The following is a 13,643-nucleotide window of genomic DNA, read 5'->3' as shown; positions in this document are numbered from 1 at the left end:
TTCTAGGATTTATGGTAAAATGGCGGAATAAGAGGTCTATGATGAAAAAATTTCGTTTTGCCCCAATTCACTTGGCGATGGCGGGTTTAATTTCCTTTATAATCTTAGCTATTTGTCTGAGGCTTTTTGGTGATAGTTTGGCCATGCTAGCTGCTCTCATGCTTGTGCTGGCTCTTTTGATTGTGCTTTTTATCCAGCAACAGAGAGTATCCGAGCTAGATGAGATTGAGCAGATTCATTATGTCAATCATCAAGCAGAAGGAAGCCTCGCTTCCTTGCTGGATAAGATGCCAGTTGGTGTCATTAAAATCAGTGAAGATAATGGTGATGTAGAGTGGTTTAATCCCTATGCGGAACTGATTTTTACAACCGAAGATGGTGATTTTGATGCTGATATGCTCAAGAATATCATGAAGGCTGCTTATTCAGACTCTGGTCATTATGCTACGGTTGGAGACAAGAAATATTCGGTTTACTTGGACCGTGCATCCAGTGTGTTTTATTTTTTTGATGCATCCAATGAATACGAAGCCACCGTTGGTCTGGTAACAACGCGCCCTGTGATCGGGATTATCTCAGTGGATAATTATGATGATTTGGAAGATGTCGTTTCAGACACGGACATCAGCCATATCAATAGCTTTATAGCCAACTTCGTAGCAGAATTTTCTGAGCAGTTTCACATGTTTTACCGTCGGGTTGGCATGGATCGTTTCTATCTTTTTACGGATTACACGGTGCTGGAACAGCTGATGGAAAATAAATTTTCTATCATTGATCAATTCCGGACGGAAGCTAAAAATCGAGAGCTGTCGCTGACACTCAGTATGGGCTTTTCTTATGGTGATGGCAATCATGATGAAATCGGTCGGGTTGCCCTGCTTAACCTCAACTTAGCTGAAGTTCGGGGCGGGGACCAGGCTGTCGTCAAAGAAAATAACGACAACATGAACCCAATCTTCTTTGGTGGAGGAACGGCGTCAGCTGTTAAGCGCACGCGCACCCGTACTCGGGCTATGATGGCTGCAATCTCTGATAAGATTAAGAGTGTGGATCAGGTCTTTGTAGTCGGACATAAAAATCTGGATATGGATGCCTTGGGTTCTTCTCTTGGTATGCAGCTCTTTGCTAGTAATATCATTGAGAAAGCTTATGTGGTCTATGATCCGTCCCAGATGGCTTCTGATATTGAGCGCTCCATTACAAAGCTCCAGCAGGAAGGGGCTGACTATCTGGTGCCGCTTTCTGAAGCAGTAAATATGGTGACCAATCGTTCGCTCTTGATTATGGTTGACCACTCCAAGATATCTCTGACTCTGTCTAAGGATTTCTTTGATCAATTCAGTCAGATTATCGTAGTGGACCACCATCGTCGTGATGAAGACTTTCCAGAAAATGCTGTGATTGCCTATATCGAAAGTGGGGCTAGCAGTGCCAGTGAGTTGGTAACGGAGCTGATTCAGTTCCAGAATTCTAAAAAGAACCGTCTCAGCAAGATGCAAGCCAGCATTCTCATGGCGGGGATTATGCTTGACACCAAAGGATTTTCATCTCGAGTCACCAGTCGGACCTTTGATGTGGCCAGCTATCTACGAACTCGGGGCAGTGACAGTGTTGTGATTCAGGACATTTCCGCTACGAATTTTGAGGAATATCGTGCGATTAATGAGCTGATTTTAAATGGCAAGAAGATATTGCCTAATGTCATTGTAGCAGCTGGTCCAGAGGAGAACACTTACGATACAGTTGTCATCAGTAAGGCAGCTGATACCATGCTCTCTATGTCAGGAATTGAAGCTACTTTTGTCGTGAGCAAGAATACCAAAGGCTATGTGTCTATTTCGGCTCGCAGTCGAAGCAAAATCAACGTTCAGCGAATTATGGAAAAGCTGGGTGGTGGCGGTCATTTCAATCTGGCTGCAGCTCAAATTGAAGGTAAAACAGTTTCTGAGGTCCTTCAGTCGCTGAATCAAGAAATTATGGACCAAGTCATTAAAGAGGAAGTAATAATAGACGAGGAGAAAAAAGGATGAAAGTAATTTTTTTAGCAGATGTAAAAGGCAAGGGCAAAAAAGGCGAAATCAAGGAAATGCCGACTGGCTATGCTCAAAATTTTCTGATTAAGAAAAATTTAGCCAAGGAAGCAACAGCGCAGGCTATCGGAGAACTGCGCGGCAAGCAAAAGTCCGAAGAAAAAGCCCACGCAGAACTAGTGGCAGAAGCTCAAGCTATTAAAGCTAAGTTAGCAGAAGAAGCTACTCTTGTTGAATTTACTGAAAAAGTTGGTCCGGACGGCCGTACCTTTGGATCTATTACAAGTAAGAAAATATCAGAAGAGCTGCAGAAGCAGTTTGGTATCAAAATTGACAAACGTCATATTAAGGTTGACTCACCGATTCGCTCCATTGGTCTGATAGATGTTCCAGTGAAAATTTATCAGGATATAACTGGGGTGATTCGTTTGCGGGTTAAAGAAGGATAATAGTGATTTGAAGGAAGGATTTACCGATGGCAGAGATTGATGAACTCCGAGCTCAGCCTCAGGATATTTTAGCGGAGCAGTCCGTTTTAGGAGCCATTTTCATTGATGAGAGCAAACTGGTCTTTGTTCGTGAGTATATCGAGCCTGCTGACTTCTTTAAGTATGCCAATCGCTTGATTTTCAAGGCTATGATTGACTTGGCTGACCGCGGCGATGCCATTGATGCAACGACTGTTCGCAATATTTTGGACAGCCAGGGTGACTTGCAGAATATCGGCGGTCTCAGCTATTTGGTGGAAGTGGTCAATTCTGTGCCAACCTCTGCCAATGCTGAATACTATGCTAAAATCGTTGCAGAAAAGGCCATTCTAAGGCGGCTGATTTCGCGTCTGACAGAGTCTATCAATCAAGCCTACGATGGCGACCGGCTGTCAGAGGAAATTATCGCCGGAGCTGAAAAAGCTCTGATTGATGTCAGTGAAACTGCTAACCGCAGTGGCTTTAAAAATATCCGTGATGTGCTGAACCTTAACTTTGGCAATCTGGAGGCTCGGTCTCTGCAGACATCAGATATCACCGGAATTGCGACTGGCTACCGTGAGCTGGACAAGATGACGACTGGTCTCCATGAGGAAGAATTAATCATTTTGGCGGCTCGGCCAGCGGTCGGAAAGACAGCCTTTGCCCTTAATATCGCTCAGAATATCGGAACCAAGCTGGATAAGACTGTAGCTATTTTCTCTCTGGAAATGGGGGCGGAAAGCTTGGTGGACCGGATGCTGGCTTCAGAAGGGGTGATTAATTCTCATTCCATTCGTACGGGGCAACTGACAGATGAAGAGTGGCAAAAATATACCATTGCGACAGCTAATCTGGCCAATGCTAGTATCTATATCGATGATACACCAGGGATTCGGATTACAGAGATTCGCTCGCGGGCTCGAAAGCTTGCCCAAGAAACGGGTAATTTAGGGCTAGTCTTGATTGACTATCTGCAGCTGATTACGGGAACTGGCCGTGAAAACCGCCAGCAAGAGGTTTCGGAAATTTCCCGGCAGTTGAAAATCTTAGCTAAGGAGCTCAAGGTTCCGGTCATTGCGCTGAGTCAGCTCTCGCGTGGCGTGGAACAGCGGCAGGATAAGCGACCAGTGCTGTCTGATATTCGGGAATCAGGTTCCATTGAGCAGGATGCGGATATCGTTGCCTTCCTTTACCGGGATGATTATTATGATCGAGCTGGTGAGGAGGAAGAAGGCATTCCCAACAACAAGGTTGAAGTTATTATCGAGAAAAACCGGAGTGGGGCGCGTGGTACAGTAGAGTTAATTTTCCAGAAAGAGTATAATAAATTCTCAAGTATTTCCAAAAGAGAGGACGAATAAAGATGAGTGATGCATTTACAGATGTGGCAAAAATGAAAAAAATCAAAGAAGATATCAAGGCGCATGAAGGACAAATCGTCGAGATGACGCTGGAAAACGGCCGTAAGCGCCAAAAAAGTAAGCAAGGCCGTCTGATTGAAGTTTATCCGTCTTTGTTTATCGTGGAATATTCCAATGAAGGCGGTCAGCCAGGAGAAATTTCCAATACCTATGTAGAGTCTTATACTTATTCTGACATTTTGACAGAAAAGAACCTCATCCGTTATTTTGATGAATAGAAAGGTCCAGTGGGCCTTTTTACTTATATGTGAAGCAATTCCTCAGTCAAATCGATGTATATAGAGGATGATAAGCAAAGAAAACAGGTGGTCATCATGATTAAAAATTTAGTTTTTGATTTGGGCAATGTTCTGATTGAATGGAATTCTAAGAAAATCCTGACATATTTTGAACCTGAGAAAGAGCGGCGGCAGGTCCTTAGACAGGCCATTTTTGAGTCAGGTGTCTGGCATAAGACAGACAAAGGAGAGCTGAGTTTGAAAGAAGCCTGTGAGGGAGTCCAGACTCAGCTAGATGCTTCCTATCATTCTGTCGTTAAGAATATCTTTTATCATTGGTATGAGGTTGTGCATGTTTACAGTAGTTTACAGGAAAGAATTCGGCTATGGGCTAATCAGGGCTATCGAATCTATATCTTGTCAACCACTTGTGAGATTTTTTATCATATTGAAAAAGCTGGTTTGTTGCCCATTTACTCACTGGTGTCGGGCTATATCCTTTCCTCAGAGGTCGGTGTCGTCAAGCCAGATGCAGAGATTTACCAAAAGCTGTTGAAGAAATATGGTCTGGATCCAGTAGAATCCGTCTTTATTGATGATATTCAGGCTAACTTAAATACGGCAGCTGAATTGGGCTTTGAAACCATTTTATCCACAAGCGAGACAGAGAATATCAGGGCTATGGAGGGTTTGTTGGCTGCGAAGGGGAAGTTTGGCTGATTGATGATCGTTTGCTTCACTTATAGTTGAAAAGGAGTGAGTCCAAGCTCAAACCTTGACATTTGCTGATGATTGCGCTATCATAGTCCTATATATGGGAGTCTGTGTACAGTCTGAGAGGAAGTGTAAGCTTCGACCGCACCTGATCTGGGTAATGCCAGCGTAGGAATCATACCGAAAATAGTGGTATTTGTGCGCCTTTTCCATATACGGAAAAGGCCTTTTCTTTTATCATCTTTATCAATGGTGATATCTTGAAGAATAGCAGCGCTAAAATGCAGGAAGGGAGGAAAATCGTTCTAATGAAAGTACTACAAAGGCTGATGCGGCAGCAAATCGGTCTCTTAGGTATGCTGGGTGTACTTGTCATCTGGCAGGTCATGGGCTGGCTCAAGCTCTTGCCCAAGTTTATCCTGCCGACACCTCTGGAAATCGGTCAGGCCTTTATCAGAGATGCTGGATTTCTAGCAAGTCATAGCTGGGCGACCTTAAAAGTAGCCTTGCTGGGTTTAGTCTTGGGTGTCATCTTGGCCTGTATACTAGCTATACTCATGGACAGCATGAGCTGGCTCAATGATTTAATTTATCCCATGATGGTCGTGGTGCAGACGATTCCGACCATTGCTTTGGCGCCAATCTTGGTTCTCTGGCTGGGTTATGGGATTTTGCCCAAGATTGTGCTCATTATTCTGACGACGACTTTTCCGATTATCGTCAGTATTCTGGATGGTTTTCGGCATTGTGACCGAGATACTATGACTCTCTTTGAGCTTATGCAGGCCAATCGCTGGCAGATTCTTTGGCATTTTAAGATTCCAGCTAGTTTGCCCTATTTCTATGCGGGCTTGCGTGTCAGTGTTTCCTATGCCTTTATCACGACTGTGGTTTCCGAATGGCTGGGCGGTTTCGAAGGCTTGGGTGTCTATATGATCCAGTCTAAGAAACTTTTCCAGTACGATACCATGTTTGCCATTATCATATTGGTTTCGGTTATCAGTCTTCTGGGGATGAAGCTAGTGGCTGTCAGTGAAAAATATGTCATCAAGTGGAAATAGGAGCTCAACTCTGCTATTTTCCAAATAAAGAAAAGAGGATAATGATGAAAAAAAGTTATAAAGTCTTGTTGGCAGGTTTGGCTGCCGTGTCAATCATTGGCCTAGCGGCCTGCAGCCAGTCGAAATCTACGTCTGAAAGTAAGGGTAAAAAGATTGATTTTATCCTAGACTGGTCACCTAACACCAACCATACCGGCCTTTATGTGGCTCAGGAAAAGGGCTACTTCAAGGAAGCAGGCGTGGATGTGGATATCAAGTTGCCGCCTGAAGATAGCAGTTCGGATCTGATTATCAATGGCAAGGCGCCTTTTGGTATTTATTTTCAGGACTCCATGGCTAAAAAACTGGATAAGGGCGCAGAAATCACAGCTGTTGCAGCCATTGTAGAGCATAATACTTCGGGTATTATTTCCAAGAAGTCTGCAGGGATTACAAGTCCTAAGGATCTGGTTGGGAAGAAATATGGCACTTGGAATGATCCAGTGGAGCTGGGCATGCTCAAAACTTTGGTCGAAAGCCAAGGCGGCCAGTTTGATGAGGTAGAAAAAGTTCCGAATAATGATTCCAACTCAATTACGCCGATTGAAAATGGTTTGTTTGATGCAGCGTGGATTTATCATGGTTGGGATGGTATCATGGCAGAGACTCAGGGCATGGACACTAATTTCTTTTATATGAAGGACTATGTCAAGGAGTTTGACTATTATTCTCCTGTCATCATTGCTAATAATGACTATCTCAAGAAGAATCCGGACGAGGCGAAAAAGGTCCTGCAGGCTATTAAGAAGGGTTATCAATATGCCATGGAGCACCCTGAAGAAGCAGCAGATATTTTAATCAAGCATGCGCCAGAGTTGAAAAACAAGCGTGACTTTGTCTTGGCTTCTCAAAAATATCTGTCTGAGCAATATGCATCGGATAAGGACAAGTGGGGTCAGTTTGAGGCTAGCCGTTGGAATGCCTTTTACAAATGGGCCAAGGATAAGGGTATCGTAGACAATGACTTGAGTGACAAGGGATTTAGCAACGATTATATAAAATAATGACAGAAATTAAACTTGAAAATGTAAGCTATGCTTATGATGAGCAGCAGATTTTGAAAGATATCAGTCTACAGGTGGAAGCTGGCCAGGTCGTAGCGATTTTGGGACCAAGTGGAGTCGGGAAAACGACCCTCTTTAATCTGATTGCTGGGATTTTGGAGGTCCAGTCGGGCAGGATTGTCCTAGACGGGCAGGAAAATCCCAAGGGTCGGGTGAGTTATATGCTGCAGAAGGACTTGCTGCTGGAGCACAAGACGGTGTTGGGCAATGTCATCTTACCCCTGCTAATCCAAAAAGTATCCAAAAAGGAAGCGACGGAGCAGGCAACTCAGATTTTGAAGGAGTTCGGGCTCTTTGATGTGGCAGATAAGTATCCACATGAGCTGAGTGGGGGGATGCGGCAGCGTGTGGCTCTGCTGCGGACCTACATGTTCGGTCACAAGCTATTTCTTCTGGACGAGGCCTTTAGTGCTCTGGATGAGCTGACAAAGATGGAGCTACACACTTGGTATCTGGATATTCACCGTAGGCTGGGTCTGACGACTCTTCTCATTACTCATAGCATCGAGGAAGCTCTGGCTCTCAGTGACCGTATCTATGTTCTGAAAAATCGGCCTGGGCAAATCGTCGCAAATCTCCAGCTGACCTGGTCAGACAGCGAGGATAAGGAACTACAGAAGCTGCGATATAAGCAAGAGATTTTGAGGATTTTGGGAGTGTGAAGCAACTGTTGGAATTCCTTTGCTTTAAAGAAACAACTTTAATCAAGCCTTTTGGCTTGATTTTTTGGATGAGGCCCTTTACTTTTGACTGTATTCATGGTACAATAGCCTTTGTGTGAAATAGCAGCAGGAAAGCATGGAGCTCGTCAACAGAACATCAGCTATAAAAGTAGCCTTAGCTGTTTGGGCGAAAATGTTCTGCACGAATCAGGGCTTTCTAAGTGACTATTTCCTCGAAAATATTTTACAGGAGGACATTTTTATGTCACGTTATACAGGACCATCTTGGAAACAAGCTCGTCGTTTGGGTCTTTCTCTTACTGGTACAGGTAAAGAATTGGCTCGCCGTAACTATGTACCTGGTCAACATGGACCAAACAACCGCAGCAAATTGTCAGAATACGGTTTGCAATTGGCTGAAAAGCAAAAACTTCGTTTCACTTACGGTGTAGGTGAAAAACAATTCCGTAACTTGTTTGTTCAAGCTTCAAAAATCAAAGAAGGAATCCTTGGTTTCAACTTCATGCTTCTCTTGGAGCGTCGCTTGGATAACGTTGTTTACCGTCTTGGTCTTGCGACTACTCGTCGTCAAGCTCGTCAATTCGTAAACCACGGTCACATCCTTGTTGACGGCAAACGCGTTGATATCCCATCATACCGCGTAACTCCAGGTCAAGTAATCTCAGTTCGTGAGAAATCATTGAAAGTGCCTGCAATCCTTGAAGCTGTTGAAGCAACTCTTGGACGTCCAGCATTCGTATCATTCGATGCTGAAAAATTAGAAGGTTCATTGACTCGCCTTCCAGAGCGCGATGAAATCAACCCAGAAATCAACGAAGCACTTATCGTTGAATTCTACAACAAAATGCTTTAATTTGTATTTGTTCAGAAGTCGGTTTCCCGGCTTCTTTTTTATATTTTCAATGAAATAATAGAGCTAATTCCTACAAAAAAATGTCAATGGCTTGAGATAGCTGTATTTGGAAATTATCTGATTTCTTTCTGCTCCTATCCAATCAGGTGAGACACTCTGTAAAGATTTTTTCCAGCTTTTTTACGGAAGATTTGCTGAAATGGTGTATAATGGGGACAAGACAGAAACAGAAAATTGTATGAAAGGAGTAGCGATGAAGGTTCTAGTGACAGGAGCGACTGGCTTTCTAGGAAAGTATGTTGTTGAAGAGCTAGCTGAACAAGGCTATCAGGTGCGGTCTTTTGGTCGTAATCTGAAGGCTGGTCGGCAGTTAGAAGGTCCTTTAGTAGAGTTTTTTGCTGGAGATTTTACCAGAGAAGAAGAAATTTTTGCAGCCTGCGAAGGAGTGGATGCAGTGGTACATGCTGGTGCCCTCTCAACGATTTGGGGACCCTGGGAGCAGTTTTATCAGACCAATGTGGTAGGAACCAAACTGGTTATGGAAGCCTGCCGACATTTTGGAGTGAAAAGACTGGTCTATATTTCCTCACCTAGTGTTTATGCTGCGGCGCGTGATCAACTTGCTATTAAAGAAGAGGCTGCTCCTCAGGAAAATGAGCTGAATTTTTATATCAAAAGTAAGCTCATGGCTGAGCGGATTGTCCGAAGCTACCCTCAAGTTCCATCAGTTATCTTGCGCCCTAGAGGGCTTTTTGGTATTGGAGATACCAGTATCTTTCCTAGGATTCTGCGCTTGAGCCAAAAACTGGCGATTCCACTCATAAGAAATGGTCAGCAAATGATGGACATGACCTGTGTGGAAAATGTGGCCTTGGCTGTTCGTCTGGCTTTGGAAATTCCAGAAGCTCAAGGACAAGTTTACAACATTAGCAACGGAGAATCCCGTAGTTTCAAGGATATGCTGGATGAAGCTTTGGAAGGTTTACAGGTTCGTAAACGTTATGTTAAGTTGCCTGCTGCTTTTCTAGGTCTTCTGGCACAGGGCTTTGAAAGCTTTTATCGCTTTTTTAACATTGAAAAAGAGCCTCCTCTGACTCTTTACACTTATTACTTAATGCGTTACAGTCAAACGCTGGATATATCAGCAGCAGTAAGAGATTTGGGCTATCAACCCAAGTTGACAATCAGTGAAGGGATTGCAAAATATGTCCAACATTATCGAAAAAATTGAGTATCTTCACCCTGGGCGCTGCAGCAGTCACTTGCAGCAGATGTTTAAGGGAGTTGCCAAGAAAAAAATGATTTTTCCAGCTGGTGTTTTCCTCTTGAAGCATCGTGAGAAAGGCTATATTCTCTACGACACTGGCTATTCTCCAGCTATTCTGAAGCCCAATTTTAAATACTGGCTTTATGGTCTGGGAACGCCTGTTGATATGTCAGAAGAGGAGCGTGTAGATCGTCTGCTTGAGCAAAAAGGAATTGCGCCAGAAAATATTTCTTATGTCATCTTGTCGCACTTGCATCCAGATCACATCGGCGGAGCCGCTTTCTTTCCCAAGGCCCGCTTCATTCTGACCAAGACCGTTTTCAAAACGTATCAGCATGCCAAACTGAAGGATTTGATTTTCAAGGAATTTCTTCCGCAGGATTTTGAGAGTCGGTTGGAAGTGGTGGAACCTCAGCAGGTCCAAGCAGCATTCCTCTATCGCAAGACAGTTGACTTGTTTGGCGATGGCAGTATATATCTGGCCTCAGTTGATGGGCATGCTGCTGGTCAAGCTTGTCTCTTTTTGCCAGATTATCATCTGTTTATCGGAGCTGATTTGTGCTGGGGCGTGGATCTGTTGCCTTATACGGAGCAGATGCGTCTCTTGCCGTCACTCATCCAAGATAGTAAGGAAGAATACATGGCCGGTGTGGCCTTGCTACGGCAGTTACTTGCTGTTGGCTATCAGGTGCTAGTCAGTCATGATCCGGCTGAGAGAGCGGAGCAGATTTTGTATGAAACTAGGAACATTTCTAAAAACCTTTAGCGTCATGCGCTGGGTGCATCGATTTAAAGATCGACAGGCCTTGGAATGCTATCAAATCAAGGCTTTAGCAGCCTATCGGGAATTTCTGCAGCAGGAATCACCTTATTTTAAATCAGGTATTCCAGCAGATTTTAAGATGAATAAGGCCTTCATGATGGAGCATTTCAATGAGCTCAATACTCAGGGACTGGATCGTGATGAGTTGCTAGCTTTGGCCCTAGAGAGTGAGCGGACACGTGATTTCAGTCCCATGATAGGAGAAATCGCTGTCGGCTTGTCTTCGGGGACATCCGGTCACCGAGGCTTGTTTGTCACCACTGAAAAGGAGCGCAGTATGTGGGCGGCAGCCATCTTGGCCAAGATGCTGCCTAAAGGCAAACTCTTTGGGCACAAAATTGCCTTCTTTCTTCGGGCAGACAACCAACTCTATCAGACTGTCAATTCAGGCTTGATTTCTCTGGAGTATTTTGATACTTTCCAGGGAGCTGAAGAACACGTAGAGCGCTTGAATGCTTACCAGCCGACGATTTTGGTAGCGCCAGCATCAATGCTCTTGGAGCTGGCAAAACAAGTCCAGGCAGAAAATTTGCAGATTGCCGCTAGCAAAGTCGTATCGGTGGCAGAGATTTTGGAAGAGCCAGATCGGCAGAGGATTCAAGCAGGTTTTGGTCTGAAAATGGTGGATCAGGTCTACCAAGCGACCGAGGGCTTTTTAGCCTGCAGCTGTGCCTACGGCAATCTTCATCTAAACGAAGATATTGTCCATGTAGATAAGCGCTACCTGGATGATAGGCGCTTTTATCCAATTATTACGGATTTTAAGCGGACTTCTCAGCCAATTTTTCAATATGAGCTGAATGATATCTTGGTGGAAAATCCTGAACCTTGCCCTTGCGGTTCGGTCTTTACACGGATTGACAGGATTGAGGGGCGCTCAGATGATATTTTCATTTTTGAAAATGCTGCAGGTCAGTCGGTGGAGGTCTTTCCAGACTTTATCCGCCGTTGTCTGCTCTTGGTTGATGGGATTGGAGAATATCAAGTCGCTCAGAAAAAGGACTACTCGCTGACCATTGCTATCGAACATCGTAGTCAGCAGCGAGAAGACGAGATTATCCAGCAGTTTCAGAATTTGGCGACTGATAAAGACTTTCTTATGCCGGCTATTTCTTTTGAAGATTATCAGCGGGACAGAAGCCGTAAGTTGAAACGTATCTATCGGGCTTAAGAATGCTCCAAGTGGAAAAACATATGAATCAGAGGCTGAAGTGCTTTGGCAGTTTACCCAGCTGCCGAGCAGCCCCAAGTCTGACAAGAAGGAGTTTAATATGACTGCAGTAAAGAATCATATAAAGATAGTTGGTTACGGTACGCATCTACCTAGAAATACCGTGACTTTTAAGGATCAGACTCGATATCGGGTAGTGGAAAATGAAGAAACCCAGCTTTCCATGGCGGTTAAGGCGATTGAAAAAGCCCTAGAGCAAGCGGGTTTGACAATCAAAGACATCGATTGTATCGTGTCAGCTAGTGCAGTGGGCGTTCAGCCTATTCCCTGCACCGCGGCCCTGATTCATGAGTTGGTAGCCAAGGGCTTGTCCATTCCAGCCATGGATATCAATACGACCTGTACCAGTTTTATCTCGGCTTTGAGTCTCATGTCTCATTTGTTGGAGGCTGGTGAGTATCAAAGGATTCTCATTGTGTCCAGTGAGGTTGGAAGTTTGGGTCTCAATCCCAATCAGAAGGAAAGTTTTGAGTTGTTCAGTGACGGTGCGGCTGCTTTGATTTTTGAAGCAACAGAGGAAGAGAGAGGGGTCATCTCCAGCCTGCAGCGGACTTGGTCTGAGGGAGCTCATGATACAGAGATTCGCGGTGGTTTGACATCGTTTCAGCCTAAGGAGTATTCAGATGCTACCAAGACTCACTACATGTTTGACATGAATGGCAAGAAGATTCTCTTGCTCTCTGCCAGAAAAATTCCAGAAATGTTTAAAGAATTTAAAGAAAAGAGTGGCCTTAGCCTATCTGACTTGGATTATATCATTCCGCATCAGGCGAGTCGGGCTCTGCCAATGGTCATGCGCAGCTTGGGTATTCCTGATGATAAATACCTTAATATTGTGCAAGACTATGGGAATATGGTGTCAGTAGCAGTGCCTTTTTCTCTCTGCTATGCTCTGGAGCGTAATCTGGTCAAGGAAGGGGACACCATCGCTCTGATGGGAACAGCAGCTGGAATGACAGTCAATATGCTGGCTATGAAACTATAATGCAATAAAAATAGGGTGTACAGAACCAAAAGAGGTTTCGTACACCCTGTTTAATTTTTCAAAATATTAGAAGAGCTGTAATTCAATGAATTAGAGCAGCTTCTTACAGCATTTTCAAAAGAAATTCTGCTATTTGTTCAGGACTTTCTTTTTTTCCTCTAGCAATCCACATTTGGCAGACACCAAAGAAGGCATTGGCTAGAAAGACCCGGCTGTATTCTTTTTCAAAATGATTGTAAACACGTCTACTAAAACGGTCCTGCAGACTATCCGCCAGCATCACCTGCAGCTTATGGCGCAGGAAATTTTGAATCTCTTTCGTGCCATTTTCTGTCAAAAGAGCAGCCAAGAGTGGTTCTAGCTGGAGGAACTGAAAGACCTCTGTAATCGCAGTTTGAACATCTTCTTGATTATTCTCAAAAATATATCCCAACTGATGAAAGAGGTTTTGCTGATAACGTTCAATCATATCGTACTTGTCCTTGTAGTGAGTATAAAAACTACTACGGCTGATGCCAGCAGCTTGAGCTAGCTGTACAGTAGTGATATGGTCGAAGGACTGCTTATGCAGTAGTGAAACCATGGCTCTTTCAATAATAGCCTTGGTTTTTCGGCGTTTATTGCTTTCTAACATAAAATCTCCCTTTGAGGCTAAGCCTCAGTCTGCTCTTCAAGCGAATAGCCATCATAGCAAACTACTTTTTCTTTTTCTCCGTGTACTATTATATCAAATGTTTTTCCAGTGGAAAAGAGTTAAATTCCGGAATTAAGCATAGATAGA

At 44.0% G+C, this 13,643-nt stretch carries 14 protein-coding genes; 13 read left to right on the top strand and 1 reads right to left on the bottom strand.

The window, feature by feature from the left end; all coding sequences use genetic code 11:
• Positions 1 to 11: 11 nt before the first annotated feature.
• The 13 genes from J1C91_RS11675 to J1C91_RS11615 all read left to right on the top strand — a co-directional run bounded on the left by J1C91_RS11675 (position 12) and on the right by J1C91_RS11615 (position 12,862).
• Positions 12 to 2,033 carry a DHH family phosphoesterase gene (locus tag J1C91_RS11675; protein WP_002908336.1) on the top strand — a complete coding sequence of 674 codons (2,022 nt, stop codon included), beginning with the start codon at positions 12 to 14 and terminating at the stop codon, positions 2,031 to 2,033.
• Complete coding sequence (gene rplI / locus J1C91_RS11670; protein WP_002908335.1) at positions 2,030 to 2,482, top strand: 50S ribosomal protein L9; 453 nt, start codon at positions 2,030 to 2,032, stop codon at positions 2,480 to 2,482. The genes J1C91_RS11675 and rplI overlap by 4 nt, the downstream gene beginning before the upstream one ends.
• A gap of 26 nt (positions 2,483 to 2,508) precedes the next feature.
• Positions 2,509 to 3,864: a replicative DNA helicase gene (gene dnaB / locus J1C91_RS11665; RefSeq protein WP_002894241.1), complete on the top strand. Its 1,356-nt coding sequence runs from the start codon at positions 2,509 to 2,511 to the stop codon at positions 3,862 to 3,864.
• 2 nt (positions 3,865 to 3,866) lie between these two features.
• Positions 3,867 to 4,142 carry a Veg family protein gene (locus J1C91_RS11660; RefSeq protein ID WP_002894239.1) on the top strand — a complete coding sequence of 92 codons (276 nt, stop codon included), beginning with the start codon at positions 3,867 to 3,869 and terminating at the stop codon, positions 4,140 to 4,142.
• Between the two features lie 96 nt (positions 4,143 to 4,238).
• Positions 4,239 to 4,862 (top strand): HAD family hydrolase, encoded by a 624-nt coding sequence (locus J1C91_RS11655; RefSeq protein WP_032912352.1) that lies wholly within the window; start codon positions 4,239 to 4,241, stop codon positions 4,860 to 4,862.
• A 275-nt stretch (positions 4,863 to 5,137) separates the two neighbouring features.
• Positions 5,138 to 5,917 (top strand): ABC transporter permease, encoded by a 780-nt coding sequence (locus tag J1C91_RS11650; protein ID WP_002908332.1) that lies wholly within the window; start codon positions 5,138 to 5,140, stop codon positions 5,915 to 5,917.
• A gap of 44 nt (positions 5,918 to 5,961) precedes the next feature.
• On the top strand, positions 5,962 to 6,960 hold the full coding sequence (locus tag J1C91_RS11645; protein WP_032912350.1) for an ABC transporter substrate-binding protein: 999 nt from the start codon (positions 5,962 to 5,964) through the stop codon (positions 6,958 to 6,960).
• The gene (locus tag J1C91_RS11640) at positions 6,960 to 7,682 is read left to right on the top strand and encodes an ABC transporter ATP-binding protein (RefSeq protein ID WP_002908330.1); all 723 of its coding nucleotides are present in this window, start codon (positions 6,960 to 6,962) and stop codon (positions 7,680 to 7,682) included. The genes J1C91_RS11645 and J1C91_RS11640 overlap by 1 nt, the downstream gene beginning before the upstream one ends.
• A gap of 262 nt (positions 7,683 to 7,944) precedes the next feature.
• Complete coding sequence (gene rpsD / locus J1C91_RS11635) at positions 7,945 to 8,556, top strand: 30S ribosomal protein S4 (protein WP_002899562.1); 612 nt, start codon at positions 7,945 to 7,947, stop codon at positions 8,554 to 8,556.
• A gap of 199 nt (positions 8,557 to 8,755) precedes the next feature.
• Positions 8,756 to 9,787 (top strand): NAD-dependent epimerase/dehydratase family protein, encoded by a 1,032-nt coding sequence (locus J1C91_RS11630; protein WP_125439402.1) that lies wholly within the window; start codon positions 8,756 to 8,758, stop codon positions 9,785 to 9,787.
• Entirely contained in the window at positions 9,762 to 10,589 is an 828-nt protein-coding gene (locus J1C91_RS11625) for an MBL fold metallo-hydrolase (protein WP_002908328.1), read from the top strand. The genes J1C91_RS11630 and J1C91_RS11625 overlap by 26 nt, the downstream gene beginning before the upstream one ends.
• Entirely contained in the window at positions 10,558 to 11,817 is a 1,260-nt protein-coding gene (locus tag J1C91_RS11620) for a F390 synthetase-related protein (RefSeq protein WP_002908327.1), read from the top strand. The genes J1C91_RS11625 and J1C91_RS11620 overlap by 32 nt, the downstream gene beginning before the upstream one ends.
• A 100-nt stretch (positions 11,818 to 11,917) precedes the next feature.
• On the top strand, positions 11,918 to 12,862 hold the full coding sequence (locus tag J1C91_RS11615) for a 3-oxoacyl-ACP synthase (RefSeq protein ID WP_023917132.1): 945 nt from the start codon (positions 11,918 to 11,920) through the stop codon (positions 12,860 to 12,862).
• Positions 12,863 to 12,965: 103 nt separating this feature from the next.
• Here the strand turns inward: J1C91_RS11615 and J1C91_RS11610 are convergent, their stop codons facing one another.
• Positions 12,966 to 13,496, bottom strand: coding sequence for a TetR/AcrR family transcriptional regulator (locus J1C91_RS11610; RefSeq protein ID WP_002894223.1), 531 nt, complete (start codon positions 13,494 to 13,496; stop codon positions 12,966 to 12,968).
• Between the last annotated feature and the right edge of the window lie 147 nt (positions 13,497 to 13,643).

It is taken from the genome of Streptococcus sanguinis (genome assembly GCF_050222175.1).
Classification (GTDB): domain Bacteria; phylum Bacillota; class Bacilli; order Lactobacillales; family Streptococcaceae; genus Streptococcus; species Streptococcus sanguinis_M.
The sequence above is the reverse complement of the archived record's forward strand: the minus strand, read 5'-3'. Positions and strand labels throughout refer to the sequence as shown.

Excerpts from the sequence above, each read along its gene's own strand:
- rpsD (WP_002899562.1), top strand. The coding sequence starts at position 7,945 with ATGTCACGTTATACAGGACCATCTTGGAAACAAGCTCGTCGTTTGGGT.
- J1C91_RS11660 (WP_002894239.1), top strand. The coding sequence starts at position 3,867 with ATGAGTGATGCATTTACAGATGTGGCAAAAATGAAAAAAATCAAAGAA.
- J1C91_RS11630 (WP_125439402.1), top strand. The coding sequence starts at position 8,756 with ATGGTGTATAATGGGGACAAGACAGAAACAGAAAATTGTATGAAAGGA.
- J1C91_RS11655 (WP_032912352.1), top strand. The coding sequence starts at position 4,239 with ATGATTAAAAATTTAGTTTTTGATTTGGGCAATGTTCTGATTGAATGG.
- J1C91_RS11615 (WP_023917132.1), top strand. The coding sequence starts at position 11,918 with ATGACTGCAGTAAAGAATCATATAAAGATAGTTGGTTACGGTACGCAT.
- J1C91_RS11640 (WP_002908330.1), top strand. The coding sequence starts at position 6,960 with ATGACAGAAATTAAACTTGAAAATGTAAGCTATGCTTATGATGAGCAG.
- J1C91_RS11620 (WP_002908327.1), top strand. The coding sequence starts at position 10,558 with ATGAAACTAGGAACATTTCTAAAAACCTTTAGCGTCATGCGCTGGGTG.
- J1C91_RS11625 (WP_002908328.1), top strand. The coding sequence starts at position 9,762 with ATGTCCAACATTATCGAAAAAATTGAGTATCTTCACCCTGGGCGCTGC.
- rplI (WP_002908335.1), top strand. The coding sequence starts at position 2,030 with ATGAAAGTAATTTTTTTAGCAGATGTAAAAGGCAAGGGCAAAAAAGGC.
- dnaB (WP_002894241.1), top strand. The coding sequence starts at position 2,509 with ATGGCAGAGATTGATGAACTCCGAGCTCAGCCTCAGGATATTTTAGCG.
- J1C91_RS11645 (WP_032912350.1), top strand. The coding sequence starts at position 5,962 with ATGAAAAAAAGTTATAAAGTCTTGTTGGCAGGTTTGGCTGCCGTGTCA.
- J1C91_RS11675 (WP_002908336.1), top strand. The coding sequence starts at position 12 with ATGGTAAAATGGCGGAATAAGAGGTCTATGATGAAAAAATTTCGTTTT.
- J1C91_RS11610 (WP_002894223.1), bottom strand. The coding sequence starts at position 13,496 with ATGTTAGAAAGCAATAAACGCCGAAAAACCAAGGCTATTATTGAAAGA.
- J1C91_RS11650 (WP_002908332.1), top strand. The coding sequence starts at position 5,138 with ATGCAGGAAGGGAGGAAAATCGTTCTAATGAAAGTACTACAAAGGCTG.